Source organism: Paenibacillus sp. J5C2022, assembly GCF_025567625.1.
Classification (GTDB): domain Bacteria; phylum Bacillota; class Bacilli; order Paenibacillales; family Paenibacillaceae; genus Pristimantibacillus.
The window spans coordinates 82,989-104,908 of record NZ_JAOQJC010000018.1 but is presented as its reverse complement, the minus strand read 5'-3'; the positions used below and the strand labels follow the sequence as shown (position 1 = coordinate 104,908).

The 21,920-nt window shown below is 51.7% G+C and carries 16 protein-coding genes; 13 read left to right on the top strand and 3 right to left on the bottom strand.

Annotated features, from left to right (window positions below):
* The first annotated feature begins 180 nt into the window (after nucleotides 1-180).
* Nucleotides 181-1,929 (top strand): methyl-accepting chemotaxis protein, encoded by a 1,749-nt coding sequence (locus M6D81_RS16100; RefSeq protein ID WP_262677938.1) that lies wholly within the window; start codon nucleotides 181-183, stop codon nucleotides 1,927-1,929.
* Between the two features lie 39 nt (nucleotides 1,930-1,968).
* On the opposite strand, the gene M6D81_RS16095 is transcribed toward M6D81_RS16100, so the two are convergent.
* Nucleotides 1,969-2,577 (bottom strand): Uma2 family endonuclease, encoded by a 609-nt coding sequence (locus M6D81_RS16095; protein WP_262677937.1) that lies wholly within the window; start codon nucleotides 2,575-2,577, stop codon nucleotides 1,969-1,971.
* 128 nt (nucleotides 2,578-2,705) lie between these two features.
* Between M6D81_RS16095 and M6D81_RS31835 the strand changes: the two genes are divergently transcribed.
* The 8 genes from M6D81_RS31835 (at nucleotide 2,706) to M6D81_RS16060 (ending at nucleotide 13,118) form a co-directional block, all read left to right on the top strand.
* Nucleotides 2,706-3,026: an FAD-dependent oxidoreductase gene (locus tag M6D81_RS31835; RefSeq protein ID WP_410795748.1), complete on the top strand. Its 321-nt coding sequence runs from the start codon at nucleotides 2,706-2,708 to the stop codon at nucleotides 3,024-3,026.
* Nucleotides 3,027-3,066: 40 nt separating this feature from the next.
* Nucleotides 3,067-5,241 carry a family 78 glycoside hydrolase catalytic domain gene (locus M6D81_RS16090; protein WP_262677936.1) on the top strand — a complete coding sequence of 725 codons (2,175 nt, stop codon included), beginning with the start codon at nucleotides 3,067-3,069 and terminating at the stop codon, nucleotides 5,239-5,241.
* 216 nt (nucleotides 5,242-5,457) lie between these two features.
* Nucleotides 5,458-6,852 carry an ABC transporter substrate-binding protein gene (locus tag M6D81_RS16085; RefSeq protein ID WP_262677935.1) on the top strand — a complete coding sequence of 465 codons (1,395 nt, stop codon included), beginning with the start codon at nucleotides 5,458-5,460 and terminating at the stop codon, nucleotides 6,850-6,852.
* A 74-nt stretch (nucleotides 6,853-6,926) separates the two neighbouring features.
* Nucleotides 6,927-7,820, top strand: coding sequence for a carbohydrate ABC transporter permease (locus tag M6D81_RS16080; RefSeq protein ID WP_262677934.1), 894 nt, complete (start codon nucleotides 6,927-6,929; stop codon nucleotides 7,818-7,820).
* A 13-nt stretch (nucleotides 7,821-7,833) separates the two neighbouring features.
* Nucleotides 7,834-8,685, top strand: a complete 852-nt coding sequence (locus M6D81_RS16075; protein WP_262677933.1) for a carbohydrate ABC transporter permease — start codon at nucleotides 7,834-7,836, stop codon at nucleotides 8,683-8,685.
* Nucleotides 8,686-8,721: 36 nt separating this feature from the next.
* A complete protein-coding gene (locus tag M6D81_RS16070) occupies nucleotides 8,722-10,818 on the top strand; it encodes a galactose-binding domain-containing protein (RefSeq protein WP_262677932.1) in 2,097 nt (698 codons plus the stop codon).
* 70 nt (nucleotides 10,819-10,888) lie between these two features.
* On the top strand, nucleotides 10,889-12,424 hold the full coding sequence (locus M6D81_RS16065; RefSeq protein ID WP_262677931.1) for a sensor histidine kinase: 1,536 nt from the start codon (nucleotides 10,889-10,891) through the stop codon (nucleotides 12,422-12,424).
* Nucleotides 12,417-13,118 (top strand): response regulator transcription factor, encoded by a 702-nt coding sequence (locus tag M6D81_RS16060; protein WP_262677930.1) that lies wholly within the window; start codon nucleotides 12,417-12,419, stop codon nucleotides 13,116-13,118. The genes M6D81_RS16065 and M6D81_RS16060 overlap by 8 nt, the downstream gene beginning before the upstream one ends.
* Nucleotides 13,119-13,238: 120 nt before the next feature.
* Here M6D81_RS16060 and M6D81_RS16055 read toward each other — a convergent pair whose 3' ends face one another.
* The gene (locus M6D81_RS16055; protein WP_262677929.1) at nucleotides 13,239-14,117 is read right to left on the bottom strand and encodes a carbohydrate ABC transporter permease; all 879 of its coding nucleotides are present in this window, start codon (nucleotides 14,115-14,117) and stop codon (nucleotides 13,239-13,241) included.
* A gap of 10 nt (nucleotides 14,118-14,127) precedes the next feature.
* Nucleotides 14,128-15,054, bottom strand: a complete 927-nt coding sequence (locus M6D81_RS16050) for an ABC transporter permease (RefSeq protein WP_262677928.1) — start codon at nucleotides 15,052-15,054, stop codon at nucleotides 14,128-14,130.
* 251 nt (nucleotides 15,055-15,305) lie between these two features.
* On the opposite strand from M6D81_RS16050, the gene M6D81_RS16045 reads away from it, so the two are divergent.
* The 4 genes from M6D81_RS16045 to M6D81_RS16030 all read left to right on the top strand — a co-directional run bounded on the left by M6D81_RS16045 (nucleotide 15,306) and on the right by M6D81_RS16030 (nucleotide 21,865).
* Nucleotides 15,306-17,030, top strand: a complete 1,725-nt coding sequence (locus M6D81_RS16045; RefSeq protein ID WP_262677927.1) for an extracellular solute-binding protein — start codon at nucleotides 15,306-15,308, stop codon at nucleotides 17,028-17,030.
* Nucleotides 17,031-17,150: 120 nt separating this feature from the next.
* Nucleotides 17,151-18,908, top strand: a complete 1,758-nt coding sequence (locus M6D81_RS16040; RefSeq protein WP_262677926.1) for a sensor histidine kinase — start codon at nucleotides 17,151-17,153, stop codon at nucleotides 18,906-18,908.
* The gene (locus tag M6D81_RS16035) at nucleotides 18,893-20,518 is read left to right on the top strand and encodes a response regulator (protein ID WP_262677925.1); all 1,626 of its coding nucleotides are present in this window, start codon (nucleotides 18,893-18,895) and stop codon (nucleotides 20,516-20,518) included. Before M6D81_RS16040 ends, M6D81_RS16035 begins: the two co-directional genes overlap by 16 nt.
* 24 nt (nucleotides 20,519-20,542) lie before the next feature.
* A complete protein-coding gene (locus tag M6D81_RS16030; RefSeq protein ID WP_262677924.1) occupies nucleotides 20,543-21,865 on the top strand; it encodes a GH39 family glycosyl hydrolase in 1,323 nt (440 codons plus the stop codon).
* Nucleotides 21,866-21,920 lie beyond the last annotated feature (55 nt).

Here is a 21,920-nt window from a genome sequence, read left to right as displayed (position 1 = left end):
CAGATGCTTGACGCATCCGTACCGGGCTTTTTTACTATTTTGGAAATACTGCTGCGACTGTCTAAAACAGAATTCTATCTCATTTTATGAAAAATACTGGATAAAAATAGTAGCGATGCTATAATGAAATTCTCCAATATAGCTTGATCTTCATTATGCATAATGAGAGGTGTGGGGAATTTGACAAGATGGTTTAAAAGACAGAGCCTCGTCGTAAACTGTTCAATCGTATTATCCTTGCTATTTATTGTACTGGTAAGCGTCATTTCTACGATGATGTATCAATCCTCAGTGGATGAAATTTACCGTAAATTCAATGACGTTGGCAACAAGCTGCGGGACGTCGCCCAAGCCAATCTGGTGCTGGCAGAGAAAACGGCCCCGGTTATGGAAGCGGGACAAGAGCCGCCGGAAGAACAAATGGCTATTCTAAAGCGATTGTTGAGCGGCACGACAGATGATTATCTGGTTGCGAACGCTTATTATCTGCTCCCAGTGTTCAGACAGGAGGGAGAGCTTAACTATTTCCGGTATTTGCAAGCGAGCGATTCGATGGAGTCGTTGGACATTGTGGCCGGAAGCGAGTATGAGGATCATGGCAGTTTCAGCAAAGCTTATGAAAAAGCGATAGCAGGAGAAGCCGGCTTGACCGATGTGTTTGCCGATGCATATGGGGAGTGGCTTACTTATTTGGCACCCATTACCGATGCGGAAGGCAAAGTTGTCGCCGTATACGGCATCGACTATGACTATCATTTTGTGAGTGAGCGTCTAAAGTCGTTGGTATGGAGGACGGTCGGTATAAGCGCGATCGCCCTATTGTTAAGTATCCTTATTACTGTGCTGCTGCTGCGTACGACGTTGAAGCCGCTCAGACTGCTCGCGGAGCGGGCGAAGGAAGCCGCAGGAGGAGATTTAACGGTTAGCGTCCCTGTTACCAATGCCAATGAGGTAGGACAAGCCGGGACGGCATTTAACGAGATGGTCTCCAATCTCCGTCAGCTTGTCATGCAGATTAGCCGCTCATCCGGAGAAGTGTCCAACTCGTCGCAGCATTTGAAGGGAACAGCGAGCCAGACCGAATTGGCAACCAAAGAAATTGTGCAGGCGATCTCCCAGGTCGCTGTCAGCGCGGAGTCCCAGCTTGTCAGTTCAAGCGAATGCCAGCGCGCTATGACGGAAATGGCCGTCGGCATCCAGCGTATTGCGGAATCGTCTTCGGTAGTAGCCGACTTGGCGGCGGATACGTCGAGTCTGGCCAATGCAGGCGCGGAGGTTATCGGTCTTACGGTGAAGCAGATCGGCATGATCGAGGAACGGGTCGACAGCGCTGCAGGAGACATGCATGAATTGAATAATTACAGCAGCCGTATCAACGAGATTTTGGCCTATATAGGGGAAGTGGCGAATCAGACGAATTTGTTGGCTCTCAATGCAGCGATCGAAGCGGCGAAAGCAGGCGAGCATGGCAATGGCTTTGCGGTGGTCGCGCATGAAATCCGAAAGCTTGCAGAGCGGTCCAAATCTTCTTCAGAGGAAGTGACGTTATTCTTGCGTGAGATTGGCATGCGTTCTCAAGCCGTTGCGGAATCGTTGAACGCATCGTCGGAAGTAGCGCGGGAGGGGACGAAGCTGGCGAATGCCTCCGGTGAATCGTTCCACGACATCTTGAATTCGATAAAGCAAGTATCGGGTCAGATCCAGGAGGTTTCCGCGGCTTCTCAGCAAATGTCAGCCGGCAGCGAGGAGATTGCGGCATCGTTGGAGGAACTGGAGCACACTGCACAGATATCCGCCTCCAACGCGGAACAAATTGCCGCTTCGTCTCAAGAGCAGTTAGCTTCTGTAGAAGAAGTGTCCACTGCATCTCGGCAGCTTAGTGAGCTTGCCGTTCAACTGGGAGAAGGAGTTGGGCGCTTTAAGGTTTAATAATGGGGACCTGCCGGGGCAACTAGTGCTCCCGCAGGCTCAAGCACGAACTTCCCGGAAAATCTCACTTACGGAGAAAGAGACGTACGGCAGCTTGTCCGAATATACCCGATCGTCTCCTTCGAACAGGTTAATAAGCTCATATTGCCCGCCATCGATTAGCTTGTATTGCTCCAGTGTGAGTGAATCGGAGTCGATAACCCAATATTCGGGAATGCCATGGCGGGCGTAAAGCCCGAGTTTCGTGATGCGATCCCTGCTGCGCGAGCCGGGCGAGACGATTTCCACGACAAGATCAGGAGCCCCCTCTATTCCCCGCCTCGTGACAATATGCAGACGGCTGCGATGAATCAATAGCACATCGGGCTGCACGACATTGCTGTCGCTTAATATGACATCGATAGGTGCATGATAGATAAGGTAATCCGCTCTGCAGCTCTGCATCAATATAAATTCCAGTTCTCTACTTACATCTTGATGTCTTGGCGAAGGCCCCGGAGACATCAGCTCCAATACCCCGTCGAAAATCTCATATCGTTGCCCGTCGTCCGGCAGCTCGGCATACATCTCGTAAGTGACCGGCTGTTCCCGGATCTTATCCTTTTTTTTAGACAGATTTGCATCTTTATCGTTTTTGTTTCGATTCATACCGATCAACATCCCCCTCAATATGAATAGCACCCCTGAAGAAGAAACACACAGGTGTCCCGTATCTTCAGAGGTGCTTCCTCAGGCGATTCTTGCTTCCATTATGACCAGTCGGCGTAGGGCTGTCAATGGTTGTAAGGCTTGCAAGAAAGAATCGCCTATCCGGTAAAGGATGGACCATTCCTTCAGATGGAACAATCAAGTATAATGAAAAGGCTTACAGTCATGGGGAGATGCAAAGCGAGAACAGGTACAGGGGGCGAATAACATCAATTGGTTTCACAAACTCCGCGTACCGCGTTCAAGCCTCCTGCATGGCAACGGGACAGGCGGCGGGCATGGCGGCGGCTCTGGCCGCTGAAGAGAAGATATCCGTGCGGGACGTTTCATCGGATAAGCTCAAGCATAAGTTGAGCAGTGCGGGTGCTATCGTGCCGGGTCTAGCATGATGATATCGCCCGCACGCAATTAATCATTCAGAGGTGATTTATGGATAAGCGCTGGACTGCGAAATGGATAACAGACGAGGACTTTGGCAACGTATCGCCGCTGGATATGTTTCATAAAGAAAAGGAGCTCACCCATCCGATCGAGCATCGCGAAGATCTTAAAAACCGTCATATGCTGGCGCGGAAGGAATTCGAGATCGACGGGCCGTTCTCGGACGCCATTCTGGACATTACCGCAGATGATTATTACAAGCTGTACATCAATAATCGATTCGTAGGCCAAGGTCCCGCGCAAGGCAATTATTTTCACTATTACTATAATCGCTACTCGATCGCGCCTTATTTGCGGCAAGGCCGTAATGTGATCGCGGTGCATGTCTATTATATGGGCTTAATCAACAGAGCCTACAACAGCGGAGACTACAGACAAGGTCTCATCGCCGAATTGGCGTTGGACGGCAAGGTCATAGAAGCGACGGACCGTACATGGAAGTATACGGAGACCCGAGAGTACGGCACGGGTGAAGTGATCGGATATAACACGCAATATTTGGAGAATGTGAATCATCTCTGCAAACAAGAGGGATGGCGCGTTGCGGGATACAACGATTCGGACTGGAAGCCGGTCTTGGAGCACAGGGCCGATGATCACAAACTATTTTTGCAGCCGACTCCACCCTTATCGGTGTATGAGCAACAACCGGAAGTTGTTCAAGCTTTGGGGGATAACGCCTATTTTATCGATTTCGGTCAAGAGATAACGGGACAATTCCAGTTAAGGGCTGCAGGGAAGCATGGACAGACGATTGAAATCCTGTGCGGCGAAGAATTAACGGATGACGGTCGCGTACGGTATGATATGCGGTGCAATTGCAAATATAAGGACACGTGGACGTTGGCGGGGGGAACGAATGAAACTCTCGAATTATTTGATTATAAAGCATTCAGATATGTAGAGATCATAGCTGAACCGGGCGTGATCGTGGACCAATCGTCTATGGCTGCCATTGTTCGTCATTATCCTTTCGATGAAGCGGCCTGCTCGTTCGAATCGTCCAGCGAATTGTTGGATAATATCTGGAATATATGCAAGAACGGAGTGAAGTACGGCTCTCAAGAAAACTATGTGGATTGTCCCTCCAGGGAGAAAGGCCAATATTTAGGGGATAACACGATCATTACACATGCCCATACCTATTTATCGGGAGACCTGCGGCTCTTTCGAAAATCACTGATGGATTTCGCATTATTATCTTCCAGAGTATGTCCCGGCATGATGGCGGTCGCCCCGGGACATCTCATGCAAGAAATCGCCGACTATTCTTTGCAATGGCCTATGCAGTTGCTTCGCTATTATTGGCATAGCGGAGACCGGGATTTCCTTGAAGACATGCTGCCCGTTGCGGAGAGGATTATATCGCATTTTCAAAAGTACGAGAGACAAGACGGGCTGCTGGCAAATGTAGCGGACAAGTGGAACCTGGTCGATTGGCCGAAAAATTTGCGTGACGGCTATGATTTCGAGGTTGACCGGCCTGCTGAAGGCTGTCATAACGTCATCAATGCTTTCTATTACGGCGCGATGAAAGCAGTGGCCGAGATCAGATCGATCTTGTACGGCGAGGACAGTTCGCATCTGGAATACTTCAAAGAAGCTTATCGCCATGCTTTCTATCAACCAGCCACCGGATTATTTGCCGATGCCGAAGGATCGGAGCATTGCTCACTGCATGCCAACGCTCTTCCGCTGCTGTTCCGGCTTGTGCCGGAAGAGGAACAACGGCCAGTGATTGAGCTGATTCGCGCCAAGGGGCTTAGCTGCGGCGTATACATGGCTTACTTCGTATTGAAAGCGTTGGCGGAAGCGGGTGAGTTCGAGTTGATTTATCAACTGATCCACTCCGAAGAGCTTCATTCATGGGGCACGATGGTTAAGGAGGGGGCAACTGCGTGCTTCGAAGCCTGGTCGAAGGATTTAAAGTGGAATACGAGCTTGTGCCATCCCTGGGCCAGCGCCCCTATTCCTGTGCTGATCGAAGACATTATCGGGATAAAGCCGGCTGAGCCCGGATGGAAGAAAGTGAAGTTCAGCCCGCAACTGCCGGAATCCCTGTCGGCACTGAAATTATCGTTCCGGACCCCGGCAGGCGTGATCGACTTTGCGTATGAGAATGGCCATAGCAGCCTATCCTTGCCTGCAGGCATGACTTTATGACAGGTAAGGAACACAAGTTGTTAAGAAAAAGAGAAGAAGAGCCGAAATTCCTTACCAGGAAGCACGGCTCTTTTTGGATTGTTTGAAAAATAACCAACATCCGGCGTCGAAGGGACGCTTTTTTTAAACAAATGTTGATAAATAATCGTACTTATTGCATGATGCTTGTCACAGTTATAATAAGTCGTGAAAGCTAACACGACAGGGGGAGAACGCATGCTGAAGCGAAATGGAAAGAGTATGTTCATGATCATCGTTTTATTAATTATGATAACGCTTACTGCTTGCTCGGAAGGTGCTGTTAACGAGGCGGCGGAAGGCGGCAACGATTCGGACGTCAAGATGGAGACGGTCAAAGTATGGACGAACAGCGGCCACTCGAAAGAAGTGGTGACGCAAATGGTGGATGAGTTCAACCAAACGATCGGCAAGGAAAAAGGGATTCATATTGAATATACCGTGCACGGCGGAGACTATGTCAAATTGCTGGAGGTCGCCATAGCATCCGATCAGACGCCGGATCTGTTCAAGGCGGTCGGATCACTCGGCGACAATGTCAAGAAGGGAGCGCTGCTTGCCATTGACGACATGCCGGGCGGGAAGGAGTTTCTGGCGCAGTATGAAGGTCTGCTGGACAATCCCAGCTTCTCTTATGACGGCAAAACGTATCTGGTGCCTTCTTATGTAAATACGTTCAAGCTTCTCTACAACAAAGAAATGTTCAAAGAAGCGGGAATTGTGGATGCGAACGGAGAGGCGAAGCCGCCTGCCACATGGGAGGAAGTTGCGGAGTATGCCAAGAAGTTGACGAATCCCAAGGAGAAGCAATACGGAATCGCGCTTCCGATGAAATGGTCCGGCTATTTCGATATGGAGCTTCTGATGCCATTCGTTTCTTCAATTGGACATGAGATATTCGACTACAAGTCGGGCCAATTCAACTTCTCCGCCTTTCAACCGGCGATGGAGTGGCTGCTGCAGATCAAGCAGGACAAAAGCTACTTCCCCGGTGCGGAAGGACTGGACAATGATCCTGCCAGAGCGCAATTCGCAGAAGGAAGAATCGGCATGAAATTCGGCGCTTCCTGGGATGTCGGCGTATTGAACGATCAGTTCCCGGCCAAGATGGACTGGGGCGTAGCGGCAATTCCCGTCTCCGATCCCGCATCGAAGTACAAGGAGTTCACGCAGGCATCCGGTTGGACGCACATATCCAAATCGGCAGGCAAGAACAATCTGGAGAAGGTTATGGAAGTGTACCGATGGTTTAATTCCGACGAAGTGCTTGTCAAGCTTTACGAGGAATCGAAGTTTATTCCGTACAAGGACAGCATTGTGAAGAAGGCGACAAAGCAGCCGGAGAAAAAAGGGTGGGCAGAGTTCGCCGATATATCCAACTCGTATCAGACGCTGACGACGCCATCCGTCAAAATCGAAGGTGACGATTACAAACAGGTACTCATGAAAATATGGGCAGGCGTGACTACGCTTGAGGATGGCTTTGCCGATCTTGATGAACGCTACAACCGTGCGCTCCAGCAGGGGGTAAACGACGGAACGCTTGATTTGGAACCGTTCATTAACGAAAGCTTTTCAATCCGGGTGCAATAGCAAGTACGGGGGGCCGGGCGAACTATAGATCCAATCGGCCCCTTGTCTCAGAAGGGAAGAAGGTGTGACGATCGATGTTTCGCAAGGATGCTTTTCAAGCTTATTTGATGCTGTCTCCGCAATTAATCGGTTTTTTCGTATTTGCCATTTACCCGATTTTCTGGATTTTTCGTTGGGCATGGTTTGATTATGACGGTATCGACGCCAAGTTCGTCGGCTTTGATAATTTTGTACGGCTGTTCACGAGAGATCCGAATTTTTGGGACAGCATGCTGAATACGTTTATTCTATCCTTCGGCAAGCTGGCGGTGGAAATCCCGCTGGCGCTTGCTCTAGCTGTTCTATTGCATGGGAAAATACGTGGGCGCCACTTCTTTCGCACGATGTTTTTTATGCCCAATGTCGTGAGTGTGGCGATCATCGGACTTCTCTTCTACTTTATGTTTGCGACCTTCGAAGGCATTGTGAACAACATGCTGTTCGATTGGAATTGGATTGACGAGCCTGTGAACTGGTTCGGGAACAAGTGGCTGGCTCTAACGGTTATCGCAATTGCTTCCATATGGCAAAACTTCGGCATTAATTTATTGTTCTTGCTGTCGGGACTGCTGAATATTCCTGCCGATCTGTACGAGTCGGCCGAGATAGACGGCGCCAGCAGAGGACAGCAGTTCTGGCACATTACCATTCCCATGCTGGCACCGGTTATGCAGGTCGTTCTCATGCTTGCGATTATAGGCAGCTTGAAAATGACGGATCTGGTGCTCGTATTGACGAACGGTCAGCCTGCAGGACAGACGGAAGTTGTCATGACGTATATATTCAAGTATTTCTTCAAATATGGCGAAGGCTCTTCTGTCGCGCAGATTGGCTATGCCTCAAGCCTTGGTCTGGTTACCGCTGTCATTATCGGCATCATTACCGTCATCTATCTGCTGTTGACCAGGCGTATGAATAAAGTTTATTGAAGGCGGGATTTCGTTGGACAGAAGATGGATCGATGCCGCCGGCAAGGCGGCGATATATCTCTTTTTGCTTGCAGTACTCCTGTTTACTGTTTTTCCATTATTATATGTTTTTTTCGCATCGTTCAAATCCAATCAAGAGCTGCTAGCTTCCGGCTCCAATCTGCTGCCCCGTTCATTCACGCTTGACAACTTCAAGCAGGCATGGGTGTTGGCCGATTTCAAGCGTTATACATGGAACAGCATGTACTTCACCTTCTTCATTGTCGTTGGCGTACTGTTCAATTCCACAATGGCCGGCTTTGTATTCGCAAGAGGAAGGTTTCACGGCAAGAAGCTCATCTTCGGTATCTTCACCAGCACGATGTTCCTGTCGCTGGGCAGCGTGACCTTGTATCCCCAGTTGGAGATCGCGAAGCTGTTCCATATCCATACGTCGTTGTGGGGTGTCATTATTATTCAAATATTCGGCCTCCATATCGCCAATGTATTCCTTGTTCGCAGCTTCGTCAATTCCATTCCGTATGAAATCGATGAAGCGGCCAAGATTGACGGCTGCAGCTTCTTCCGTACATTCTGGAACGTGATCCTGCCGCTGTTAAAGCCGATTATTGCGACAATCGGCCTTATTACCTTCAGGCAAGCATGGAACGAGTATCTAATGCCCATGGTGTTCACCATATCGAATCCGAAGCAGAGTACGTTAACGGTAGGCGTCGTCGCGCTCAAGAGCACGGGCGAGGCGGCCAGCTCATGGAATCTAATGCTTGCGGGCACGATGATATCCATTATTCCGATGCTGGCCGTATATTTGTTCCTCAATCGCTATTTCATCGCGGGAATGACAAGCGGAGCCATTAAAGGGTAGACGAATTGCATTTCATTGTTAGGAGGAGAATGTCATATGGTCAAAAGAATGGTCGCTATTCTCAGTATGCTTGCATTGCTTGCCGGTGTATTCAGCCCAGGTGCGGGATTGGAGCATCGGGCGTATGCCGCATCGGTCAATATTGCGCCTCAGGCAACAGCTTCAGCCAGCTCGGTATCTTCGCTTGGGGACTTCGGTCCCGAGAAAGCCATTGACGGCATACGCGACAGCAATGACAGCAGATGGGTATCGGCATTCGGCGGTCCACACTGGTATGAGCTTGAATGGCCCGGCAGCGTGACGGTGGCTCATGTAAAGGTGTGGAGCGGGAATATGAATGTGCCGGATTGGCAGATTGCAGCCTTCGATATACAAGTATGGCTGGACGGCGAATGGCAGACGGTGGAATCCGTCAGCGGCAACAGGCAGGACGGCTATGCCGGTGAATACAATGACGTCATCTTCTCGCCGGTCGAGACGACAAAGCTGAGAATGGTTATAACGGGACCTTCCGTCAATCCCATCGCTACGGATGCACGCGTGCTGGAGCTTGAAGTATTCAGCGAAGAGGGCAGCATTGCAATCGATCCCGATAAGCAAGGCCAGACGATAGAGGGATGGGGCGGCAATCTCTATACGCTGTGGATGCGGCAATTCGCCGCCGATGATCCTGACTATTACGATAAGATGTTGACCGAATTGCATACGACGCATATCCGGGTTCGCAATTATTGGTATTTGCTAGAACGAGAGAATGACAACAACGATGCTCATACATTCGACTGGAGCGCAATCGCGAGCGGCGATCAGGGAGACATGCACGAGGAATTTCTGGCGCTGCAGGAGCTGGAGAACCGCGGCCTCAAGCTATCCTTCAGCCCGTGGCGATTCCCGAACTGGATGGCAGGCAAGCCGTACGATTACGATTGGAGCAATGAGAAGATGGAGCTGCCGGCCGGAATGGATGACGAATATGTAGAGAGTCTGGCTGCGTACTTCTTATACGCACGCGAGCATTACGGCGTCACCTTCGACTACATTTCCGTAGCCAACGAACCGAACTACAAGTATTTGAGCGAGGATGTCGTATCCGGAACGTATATTTACGGCATGACCCCGTCGCGTTATTCCAGTATTACAGCCAAGCTGAAGCAGGTGCTGGAAGCGAATCAGTATGACGCTGAATATATTGCGGCAGAGACGAGCCCGGGCAATTATACATCCGTTAAGTACGCCAAGGAAACGCTGGAGTCCGCTCTGCCCGGCGTATATGATGTGCTGGCCTACCATGCTTACGACCGAACTGTGAAGGGACTGAACGCATTCGCCGATCTCGCCGAGCAGCACCAGGTAAGAATTCACGTTGGCGAGCAGGAGAATGAATCGCATATTAATCTGGAGGGGAAAGAGACTTGGCATCATGCGATTCAGAATGCGGTCGCGATGCATGATACGCTTGTATATGGCGGCGCTAACCTGCTACTCTACTTCTCCTATTCCGCATCGCCGGGAGGCATTCTCGTCCTATATGACGAACTGAACAAGACATGGCATCCCACGTACGATGTATTGAAGCACTTCTATAACCGGATAGAACCGGGCTCCGTCCTTCTGGAATCGCTTCCTTCAAGGTCTTACGGGGGAGATGTGTATACGCTGGCATTCCAGAAGCCGGATGGCCAACTGGAAGTGATATTGATTAACCGCTCGGAGTCGGAGAGCCATACCATATCGCTGAAGGCAGGCGATCGGAACTTTCTGGCGATTATGAGCGACGAATCCCTGCGGCATCAGGTGGAAGGTCTTGTATCAAGCACGGATGCAGACGGCATGTCGATTACCTTGCCTCCGCAAAGTATCCATTCCCTGTCGGAGGTCGAGCCTTCATTCGAGACGCTGGAGCGGCTGACCGGCGAATTTGTCCAAGGGCCCGGAGCTCATGGCATCGTTGCATCGCTGACGAGGAAACTGGAGGACGCCCGGTACTTCAGCGAGCAAGGAGATTCTGAAGCGGCGGCTTTGCAATTGGACAGATATATGCAATGTATTTACAGACAAGATGGCAAGAGGATCGACAGCGGAAGTGTACAATCGCTGGAGGGACTGGTAGAGCTGTTGAAGCAGGAATTATGAGTTAGGCGGATGACAGAGCTTCCGTTTGCTGCTAAAGTAGTCGTATAGTGGCGATAATAGGGGTGTTGCTATGGTCTATACGATATTGCTCTTGACGTTGTTCTCGTTTTTTTTGATGATTCGCAGCTATAGGAACAGGTACGCCTGGCTGCTCGTATTGATGGTGGCAGGCCTCAACATGGTCTTTCTTGGCATGATTATGAACGTGGTCAAAGGAGGGACTTACAAATACCCGGAAAGCATGCTGTTCTTTCTGGATTACAAGCTGTATTTGTATTTAAGCTCCTTGAATATGAATTATTATGATACGTATAGATTGCAAAACTGGGGCTCAGCCATTTATTTGTTCAGCATTCCTCAGTTTGTGTCCACCTTCATATTCGATTCCTATCGGTCTTCCAAGCGATGGAAGGGATGGTTGAGGTATAGCATGCTTGCTATACCTCCGTTCTTTTATGTCATCTGCTATAGTCCGGATACGCGTTTTGTCGCCTACCAATGGATGACGGACTCCTACTATGGCGCTCGCGATTTGACCCTGCTGCTGTACGGAATGGATTCCTTTCATATCTTGTGGATGCTGTTGTATTTGTTCTTTCCGATATTTCTATTATGCAAGCATATTGCCAGAACGAATATTTCATTAAAGCAGAAGCAGACCATTTCGCTGGCTGTCACCATGGGACTTCTGAACCTGTTGTTTATATCCGTCTTTGCCGTCGGGCCGTTCAAGCAGTTTTATATGTCGGCAAGCATGCCGGAGGTGCTTATTTTTCCTTCCCGGCTTGATATACCGGCTTATTACTTTCATGTAATGCCTGTTGTCATGCTGCTCGCCGTACAAGCGATGATTGTCATTCTGATCAAGTTCAGGGGAATCGATGCGACGAGCTTCTTCACGCGGCTTCACATCAATCGCAACGTCAGCAATTTGAACGCCAATCTGAGGGGTGTATTCCATTCCTTCAAAAATACGATGTTCACGGTGAAAATATTGGCGGAGCAAGCCGAGATTGGCTATGGCAGCGAGGAGGGGCTGAATGCGGTCAAACGGCTTCAGCAAATCGGATTGAGCTCGCTTAACCATACCGCCAAAGTACTGGATTCGTTGCGGGAAATTAAAGTGAGACCGATTAAGGTGAACGTCGCAGAGTGCGTGGAGCTGGCGCTGGAGAAGTCGGGCGTTCCCGGCGAGATCGACATTCGAAAGCGATATCGGGCAAGAGGCGCCCATGCCTATGCGGATCAGTATCAGCTGATCGAAGCGCTGGTCAATCTGTTCACTAACGCCGCCGAAGCCATTCAGGCAGCCAAAAGGGAAAACGGTTACATCTTTGTGGAGGTCGCTGCGGAGCAGGAGTGGGTGTTTGTGAAAATTGTGGATAATGGCATCGGGATAGGCAAAAAAGAGAAGAAGCGGATTTTTACGCCATTGTACTCTACGAAATCCAGGCATGAAAACTGGGGGGTGGGGCTCTCGTACGTTTATCGCGTAATCGAAGCGCATCTGGGCTTCATTACGGTGGAGAGCGAGAGGGGGAAGTACACTTCATTCGAGATTATGCTGCCGATCGCCGCAAGAAGGGAGGAGGAAGCCATTGGATAGCATTCGCATCGTTGTGGCTGACGATATCGAGGACATTCGCAATTATTTCAGAATGATACTGGATAGAGAGACGGACATTGAAGTGATCGCAATGGCGGGAAGCGGTGAAGAAGCGGTCGAAGTCGTTCGCGAGGGCAGTCCGGATGTCGTCCTGATGGACATCGAGATGGAGACGCCGCTGGCAGGTATTGATGCGATTGGGCGCATCAAGGCGGAGTGGCCGGAAGTGAAGATTATCGTGCTGACTATTCACGAAGAGGATGATGTGCTCTTCCAAGCATACGGGGCCGGCGCGGTCGATTATATCGTGAAGACGAGCTCAATCGCCGACATATTGAATTCGATTCGCAGCGCTCACCGTGACCGGCTGTATATGAGACCGGAAATCGCGGAGAAGATATTGGGCGAGTTCTCCAAGCTGCAAAATGAAAAAAACAGTTTAATTTATACGCTCAACATTATGTCGAGACTGACGGATTCCGAATTTGCCATTCTCACCTCCGTCTATGAAGGCGCAACGTACAAAGAAATCGCCAAATCCAGATACGTAGAGGAAGTGACCATTCGTACGCAAGTGAACAAAATATTGAAGAAGTTCAAGATGAGAAGCATGAAGGAAGTGATGGGCTCGCTGCATGAATTGAAGGTGTTCGATATTTACAAGCGGCGTGCTCAGGAGCTTGGCGTGAAATAGAATGCATGCCAGGAAATCATCGTTCTTGCATAATGGTTTAGAATGCAGCCGAAAAAGCCGCTTCCGGGGCATTGAAGAGAGCGCTCTTCAGGATACCCGCCGGAAGCGGCTTTTCTTGCTTCATTCCTTGATCGCGCCCAGCACCATCCCTTTGACGAAGTATTTTTGCAGGAACGGGTAGACAGCCAGAATCGGCAAGGCGCCGATAAAGATTTGCGCGGCTTTCACCGTTTTGTTCGAGATGTTCTCCAGATCCCGGCTCGCGGTGCCGAGCTGGGAGGTGTCGATCTGAACCAGGATAGTCTGGAGGAAGGTGGATAGCGGATACCGCTCCGCTCTCGTCATGTAGATGAGTCCGTCGAACCATGAATTCCAATGGAAGACCATCGTGAAGAGCGACAGGGTGGCAACGGCCGGCATCGAGATCGGCAGGAAGATGGTCAGCAGAATCCGGAATTGTCCGGCTCCGTCGATGAGCGCCGCTTCTTCCAGCTCCCGCGGTACGCCCCGGAAGAAGCTCATCATCAGAATGAGCAGCCATACGTTGACTGTGGATGGCAGGATCAGCGCCCATAGGGAGTTCATGAGGCCCAGCTTCTGTACGACGATATAGGTGGGTACCAGTCCTCCGTTGAACAGCAGAATGATAATGAAAAACCAGGAGTAGAACGATCTGGAGCTGAATGCGCTTTTCGTTTTCGATAACGGATACGCTGCCAGAAAGATGACGATCATGCCGAATAACGTTCCGACAATCGTTCGTTGAAACGCGATGCCAAGCGACTGCAGAAAATCGGGATTGGCCAATGTTTTCCGGTAAGCGTCCAAAGTTAAATCTATTGGCAGCAGCATGACAAGATTGGCGTTGGCCGGCGCTCTTCCGCTCAAGGATACAGCTAGCGTGTGCCACAGCGGCAGCATGCACAGGACGGCAATGAACAGAAGTATGAAGGAGTTCAATACGCTGAACAGGCGGTAGGGTCTTGTTTTGTAATACATAGCTTGCCTCCTAGAAGATTCGGTAGTTAGCGGCTCGGTAAGCGATGGAATAGACGGCGACGACGAGAATCAGGCTGACGACGGACTTGAACAGCCCGACAGCTGCCGAGAAGCTCATCTGCTGATCCAGTATGCCGACCCGATAGACGAACGTATCGATAATATCCCCCTTGCTGTATACCATGGGGTTGTACAGATTGAAGATCTGATCGAAGCCGGCGCTTAGAATGTTGCTCAGCTCCAGCGTCGTGCACACCATAATGATCGGCACCAGGGCAGGCAGGGTTACGAAGAGCGTCTGCTGCCAGCGGCTTGCACCATCGACCTCCGCCGCCTCGTACAGATTGGGATTGATGCTGCCGAGGGCGGCCAGATAGATGATGGCGCCGTATCCGAACTCCTTCCATATATGGCTGACTACAGCTGTGAACCGGAACCAGTCCCCGTCACCCAGGAAGAAGACGGGATCAAGCCCGAACCAGCCCTGCAATATGCGGTTAACAAGTCCGGATTGCGGGGAGAGCAGATCGACCAGAATGCCTCCCAGAATGACCCATGACAGAAAGTGGGGCAAGTAGACGAGCGTCTGCACTGTGCGTTTAAGTGCCAGCTTGCGCACTTCGTTCAGGAGCAGAGCGAACGTGACCGGCACGACAATAATGAACACGATCTTCAACGATGCGATAATGAATGTATTCCAGATAACCTGCCGGCTGTCATCCCGTTCGAAGATTGCCCGGAAGTGCTCCAGCCCCGCCCATTCGGAATGCAGGAATCCGGTCCACGGCTTGAAGTGCTGGAAGGACATGACGACGCCGAACATGGGAAGATAATTGAACAGAATAGCGAGAATGACCGCTGGCAAGAGCATGGCATGGAACGGCCAGGCGATTCGCGGAAACCTTCGTTTAATGCTTGATTCTACTTGCGGTTCCATAGGCAATCCATCCTTTTCGTCGATTTCCTCTCCATTGTAGCAGGTTGTTTTTTTCCTCTATATAACTCATCGTTAACATGAAATACCGTTTTATTAACTCCTCGATGTCATGTTAAGTTCCTATGAAGAAGTGAAGTGAATATTAATAAAAGCGTATTTCGTAGTTAATAATCGGTTATTTCTCTCCGTACAAAACACGAGTAGGATTAATAGTGAAGTTGGAACACACTCAGCCGATTGGAGGAAGGGAAATGACGCGCGTTACTCGCAGAAGCATGTTGTTGGCGCTTGCAATGGTTACGGTTGCCGCAACGCTGATGGGCTGTACAGGCAAAAATGAAAGTCAGGGCAACGGAAAAGGGGACCAGCCGCCGTCTAAAACGGCTGGCGCCGATTCGGGCCAAGCCGGACCCGGTAGTGAAGAAGGGCTGCCGATGAAGGATGGCAAATACGATCCGCCAGTCACGATTACGACTGTGAAACGCCTTGCAGGAGCGGTTGAATTCAAAAACGGCGAGACGGCGGACGACAATGTCCACTACCGCTGGGCCAAAGAGAAGCTGGGCATCGAAATTAAAAATCTGTGGTCGGTGAAGGATACGAATGGCGCATATGCGACGAAGCTGAAGCTGGCGCTGTCCTCGAACGAGAAAATGCCGGATGTGCTGTTCGCAAGCGGAGCGGAAGCGCAGCTGCTGATCGATTCCGGCAAGTTCATGGAGGTCGGGGAACTGTTCGATAAGTATGCCAGCGATACGTGGAAGAAAGCGATGAATGAAGATCCTACTGTCTGGTACGAATTTACGAGAGACGGCAAGCGCTACGGCATACCGAATCTGGACTACGATTACAATAACGATCCGGTGCTGTGGGTGCGCGGCGATTGGATGACGAAGCTGGCACTGGAGCCTCCTGCGAACCTGGAGGATTATGAGAAGCTGCTGGACGCCTTCACGAATGGCGATCCCGACGGCGACGGTCAGGACAATACGTACGGCGTGTCCACGGGATTGAAGAACTTTTACGGCGATTCCTTCGGACTCGGCTGGGTATTCGGAGCTTACGGCTCCATGCCAAGCTTCTGGTTGGAGCAAGAGGACGGCAGCCTCGCTTACGGCTCCGTTCTTCCCCAGATCAAGGAGGGGCTGCAGAAGCTGAAGGACTGGGTACAGAAGGGGTATATTCCGTTGGAGTCGAGCATCTGGGACGCATCCAAGGCGGGCTCGTTCATGTCGGCAGGCAGCGCGGGCAGCTTCGCGGGGCCTTATTGGTCCGAGGCATGGCCAATGGGCGATCTGAACAAGAACAATCCCGACGCGGAGCTGATCACATTCACGCTGCCGATCGGACCGGACGGAACGAGCATGCATTACGGCAGACATCCCTACAATGGCGGCTTGTTCATCAACAAGGATATGAGCAATCCGGAGATTTTCTTTACGTATGCCAATTACATGTTCGATCATGCCGCCGATCCGAAGGTGGGAAGCGAATTCGAGAACGGCTGGGCGCAGGGATACGACTGGGATATCGTGGACGGAGAGGTGACGTACGATCTGAGCGAAATTCCGGGAGGCGGCGTACGTGTATTTTTCTACGGGCTGCTGGATCAGGGACCGCGCATTCCTTCCCAGAACGTGCAGGCGCTTGTGAAGATTGCGGAGTCCGGCAAGCCGGAAACGCCGTACGAGAAAATCTGGGGAGGCTTCGTACCGCCGATCGAGCTGCAATCCGCAACGGACGTCTGGAATTCCCGTCAATTCTCCGTCAAGAACGCCTTTACCGGCGGGGCTACCGCTACGATGGAGAGCAAGTGGGATTATCTGCAAAAGCTTGAAATGGAGACGTACAGCAAAATAATATTCGGCAACGAACCGGTCGAAGCGTTCGACGCATTCGTGGAGAAGTGGAATGCGCAAGGTGGGGAGCGGATTACGAAGGAAGTCAACGAATGGTATAAGAGCGTCACGCAATAGGCGTGCGAATCAAAGCAGGAAACGAGCAGGGACGCGCACTGTAGCCATAGTGCAAAATGGCGGGCTATGTTACGATCAAACACGTAAACACAACTCCGATACAGGGCGCGTGATGACGCTATGAAAGCTATGAATCTGAAGCTGAACAGCTTCTCGAAAGTGCTTATTCTCGTTATTGGCTTGCTGGTGCTGATGATGGTGTTCTTCTCCGTCTACAACCGGATTACGGTGGACGTCATCAAGCGGGAGATTGAGACGGCCAATCTGAACAAGCTCATGTTCCTGAAAAACCAGCTGGAGGAGAAATTCAATGGGATCTCCATTAATTCCATCATGCTGGCCAACGATCCCGAAATACGGGAGCTGGAGTACAAGCAGCTGTCGGGAGACCCTTATGACCGGCAGAAGCTGAAGCGAAGCATTCTGGAGCAGATATCCCTGCAGTCGGGCATTACGGGCTGGTGGACGGACATTACCGTGTATTCAAGATTGACGCACGAAGTCATCTCCACGACCAGCAACACGTTCGGCTTCGAGGATGCGGAATTGATCGGCGGGATCAAGAAGGGTTGGCAGTACGATACAGGCGCATCGGAGGATCAGGGAACCTTCGTCTGGCACGCCGTCGCTCCGAGCGATGCCTACGAAGATCCGGCTTCCGCGCGCCTGATTATCAAGACCGCTATGGGTACGGAAGACCTGCGGAGCATGCTGGATCAATACAAGGCGGACGGGCAGGGCGATCCGCTGCTCTACAGCCCACAGTCCGGCTTGATCGGCAACCATACGATTGATGCGGATTATGCGGCCGATGTGCGGGCTTATCTGGACTCCATCGAGCTGGACGAGGGACAGAGCAACTTGTCCGTAGAGCTGTCCGGTCAGCATTATGTCGCTACCTATCAGCGGTTATACGGTCTCGATTGGTACCTTGTCGATTCCATTCCGGTCGATCAGATGCTGTCGCCCGTGACGAAAGCGCGTCACCTGTTCTACACGTTCACAGCTGCGCTTCTGATTCTGAGCATAGTTGCCGCACATATTTTATACCGCCAGCTTCAAGTGCCCATACGTGAATTAATCAGGAACATACAAGGAATCAAGCGGGGCAACTACGCCTCCCGTATCCGGATGGAGGGCTCCGGAGAGTTCGCCTTCCTGTTCCGCCGATTCAATGAGATGGCCGAAGAGATCCAGACCTTGCTGGAGAGGGTGTACGAGGAACGCATTCGTTCCAGGGAGGCGCTGCTGAAGCAACTGCAGTCGCAGATTAATCCCCACTTCCTGTACAATTGCCTGTTCTTCATCAAAAATCAGGCCCGTCTCGGTGAAGAGGAAGCCGTGGTCGCCATGGCGCTGAATCTCGGCGAATACTTCCGGTACACGACTCGTCTCGGCAAGGGAACGACAAAGCTGCAGGATGAGCTGGATGTCATCGTCAACTATTTGGAAATTCAAAATTTGCGGACCAATCGTTTCTCCTACCGGATGGACATTCCGGAATCCATGACAGGACTGGAGATTCCGCGGCTGATCCTGCAGCCCGTTATCGAGAATTCGGTTATTCACGGCATTGAACCGAAGGATGGGCACGCTCTTATTTCCATCGTCGGGGAGCAAGACGCGCATGTCTGTCGGATTATCGTCTCGGACGACGGCGTAGGAATCGGAGAGAGCGAGCTCCGCGAGCTGCAGTCGCGTCTCGACAGTGCGGACAATCCCGACAACGTATCGTTCGGCCTGTGGAATGTCAATCAGCGAATCAAGCTGATGTTCGGAGGGGAATCGGGCCTGAGTGTGGCGCGGAACCCCGACGGAGGCACGGTCGTAACGCTAACATTTCTCGTGAAGGAGGATACCGCATGTTCCGAATTCTAATCGTGGACGATGAACCGTCGGTCGTCAATGCCATCTTCCAGACGATGCCTTGGCGCGAGCTGGATATCGAGGAGGCGCTGTGCGCTTATTCCGCCAGGGAAGCGCTGGCGATCGTGGAGCGGCAGTATGTGGACATCGTGCTGACGGATATTCGCATGCCGGGGATGGACGGCATTCAGCTCATGCAGGCGATTAGGACGTATTCCAGCCGCGTGAAGTTCATCCTGCTTACCGGTCATGCCGAATTCGAATATGCGCAACAAGCGTTGAAGCTGGATGCGGCGGATTACTTGCTGAAGCCGGTTCGCGACGAGACGTTGATGCAGTCGATCCGCCAACTGACGCAGGCGATGCGGAAGGAGTGGACGGATATCTCCTCTCAGCAATCAACGATGCAGTATATTCGCCAGCATCTGCCGACGCTTCGTTCCGATCTGCTGCGCAACTTGCTGGAGGGCCGCATATCCACCAAGGATGCGGCGGGCAAGCTGCAGCTGCTGGAGCTGCCCTACCATGATGGGGATAGCGCCTACCCTGCGGTGGTAAGGATGGAGCGTCCGGCTTATTCCGGCCGGCATCTGGCGCTGATGGAATATTCGGTCATCAACATCGCGGAAGAGGTAATGGGTTCGACCTGCGAGCTATGGAGCTGCAAGGATGTTCACGGCTATCAAGTGATGGTCATAAAACCGAGAAACCCTGGGAACGGGGGGAGTCATGCGGATTCCGTCTCCCGGCTGCTGAGCCAATGGCAGCATCTGGTGCATCATTACTTGCATGTGAATATCTCCGTCGTATATGGGACATGCGAAGCCTTCCCTTATGACTTGCCTGATACATACGAGCGGGCGGTTCAGACGCTGAGAAGAAGAGTCGGATCGGATGCCGGTCTGCTGCTGACGGCAGGCGCGGAAGCGGTATCCGTCGTAAGGACGGCTTCCGTCTTGCATTCTCCTCCCTCCATCTCCCATCTGTTCTCGGCGGGCTTATGGGAGGATGCGAGAGAGAAGCTGCGAGGCATCTTTGCAGACGCCGAGGCAGCGCATAACAGCGGCGAGCTTCATGCGGACTTTCTGTCCGAGATCTATCATACGCTGCTATCGGCCTGCTATCATTACGCTCACTCGAACGGACAGACGGCCGCTCAGGCGCTGCAGTGCGAGGAGGATATCTCCTTCTATCAATCGACGGAGCTAGTGCAATCGGTGCCTATGCTCAAAAACTGGGCGTTCGAGGTATGTCGCAGGCTTTCGGTTGCGAATAGCGACGAAATACAGGATGCCAGGGAGTCGCTTATTGAACAAATTCAAGAGTATATTCATGTGCATCTGGCGGAGGATGTGTCGCTCCAGACGCTTGCGGATCATGTCGGTATGCATCCCGTGTATCTCTCCAAAATATATAAGATGATTACCGGTGAAGGGCTGAAGGATTATCTGTCTCGCTTGCGCATGGAGCGGGCGGTTCAATTGTTGGACAACAAGGATTACAGAGTGTATGAGATTGCAGGCCAGATCGGTTATCTGAACACGGCGTATTTCATCAAGGTATTCAAGAAGACATATGGCGTCACGCCGCAGGAATATCGGGACAAGCAAGGAAAAGGATAATCAGACAATGGAGGAGTGCTGATAATGGAAGTGACTATTCATGCCGATCGGGCGATCGGTCTGTTCAAGCCGGTTCACGGTGTTAACAACGGTCCCGTTACTTACGGCTCGTTAGTAGATGTGACAGATTATTATGTGGATATGGGAGTGCCCCTCGTTCGGCTCCATGATCCGAACTGGCCTCATCCGCGCGAAGTGGATATGCATATTATCTTCCCGGACTTCGACAAGGACCCCGCCGATCCGGCAAGCTATCATTTCACCCAGACGGATGAATATATGCGCACGGTCGCGGCGACGGGAGCCAAGATTCTGTATCGGCTCGGGGAAAGCATCGAGCATACGGAGAAGAAGTACTTCGTCCATCCGCCTTCCGACTATGCGAAGTGGGCCCAGATCTGTATCGGCATTATCCGTCATTACAACCACGGCTGGGCGGACGGCTTCCATTACGGCATTGACTACTGGGAAATCTGGAACGAGCCGGACTATAGCGTGCGCATGTGGTCGGGTACCCATGAGCAGTATTACGAGCTTTATGAGACGGCAGCCAAGGCGATCAAGGCGTTCGATCCCTCTCTGAAGGTAGGCGGACCTGCTGCTGCCGGACCGGCCAGAGAATTCGTGCCGGAGTTCCTGGCCCACTGCAGGCGTACGGAAGCGCCGCTGGACTTCTTCTCCTGGCATACGTACACGGCAGATCCGCAGGTCATTGCACGTCATGCCCGGCATGTGCGCGGGCTGCTGGACCAATACGGCTATACCGGGACGGAAAGCCACTTCAACGAGTGGAATTACTTCACCGGTGATTTCGGCACGATCTGGAAGAAGGGGAACGAATGGCTGCGCAAGGATGTGTTCGACAGGCAGAAGAGCGAAGAGGGGGCATCCTTCGCTGCACATGTGCTGTCCCTGCTTCAGGATCTGCCTGTCGATTATGCCAATTATTACGACGCGCAGCCGACGGCATTATTTTGCGGCCTGTTCGACTATTACGGCGTACCGCAGAAGAGCTTCTACGCCTTCCATGCTTTCGATAAGCTGCTAAGACATGACGTCAGGCTGGCGTGTACGATTGGGAAGGCAAGCGACGGGGCATCCTGTCTGGCCGGCAGAGGCGGCAATGGCGATATCGCCGTGCTGATTAGCCACTTCCGCGAGGAGGAAGCGGAGTATACGGTGAATATCGCAGGAGAGGGCGTCGTGCCGGAGGACCGGTTCACGATCTATCGAATCGATGCCGAGAGGAGCTTCGAGGCGGCGGAGAGCGGAACGGTAGGATCGGGGGAGCTGGTGCTGCGCGCGCCGAAGCATTCCATTCTCTACGTGAGCATAGAGAAGCGCTAAGAATGGGATGAAGTGTCGGGAATTTCAGATGATTGTCAATGCAGCCACCTAATCC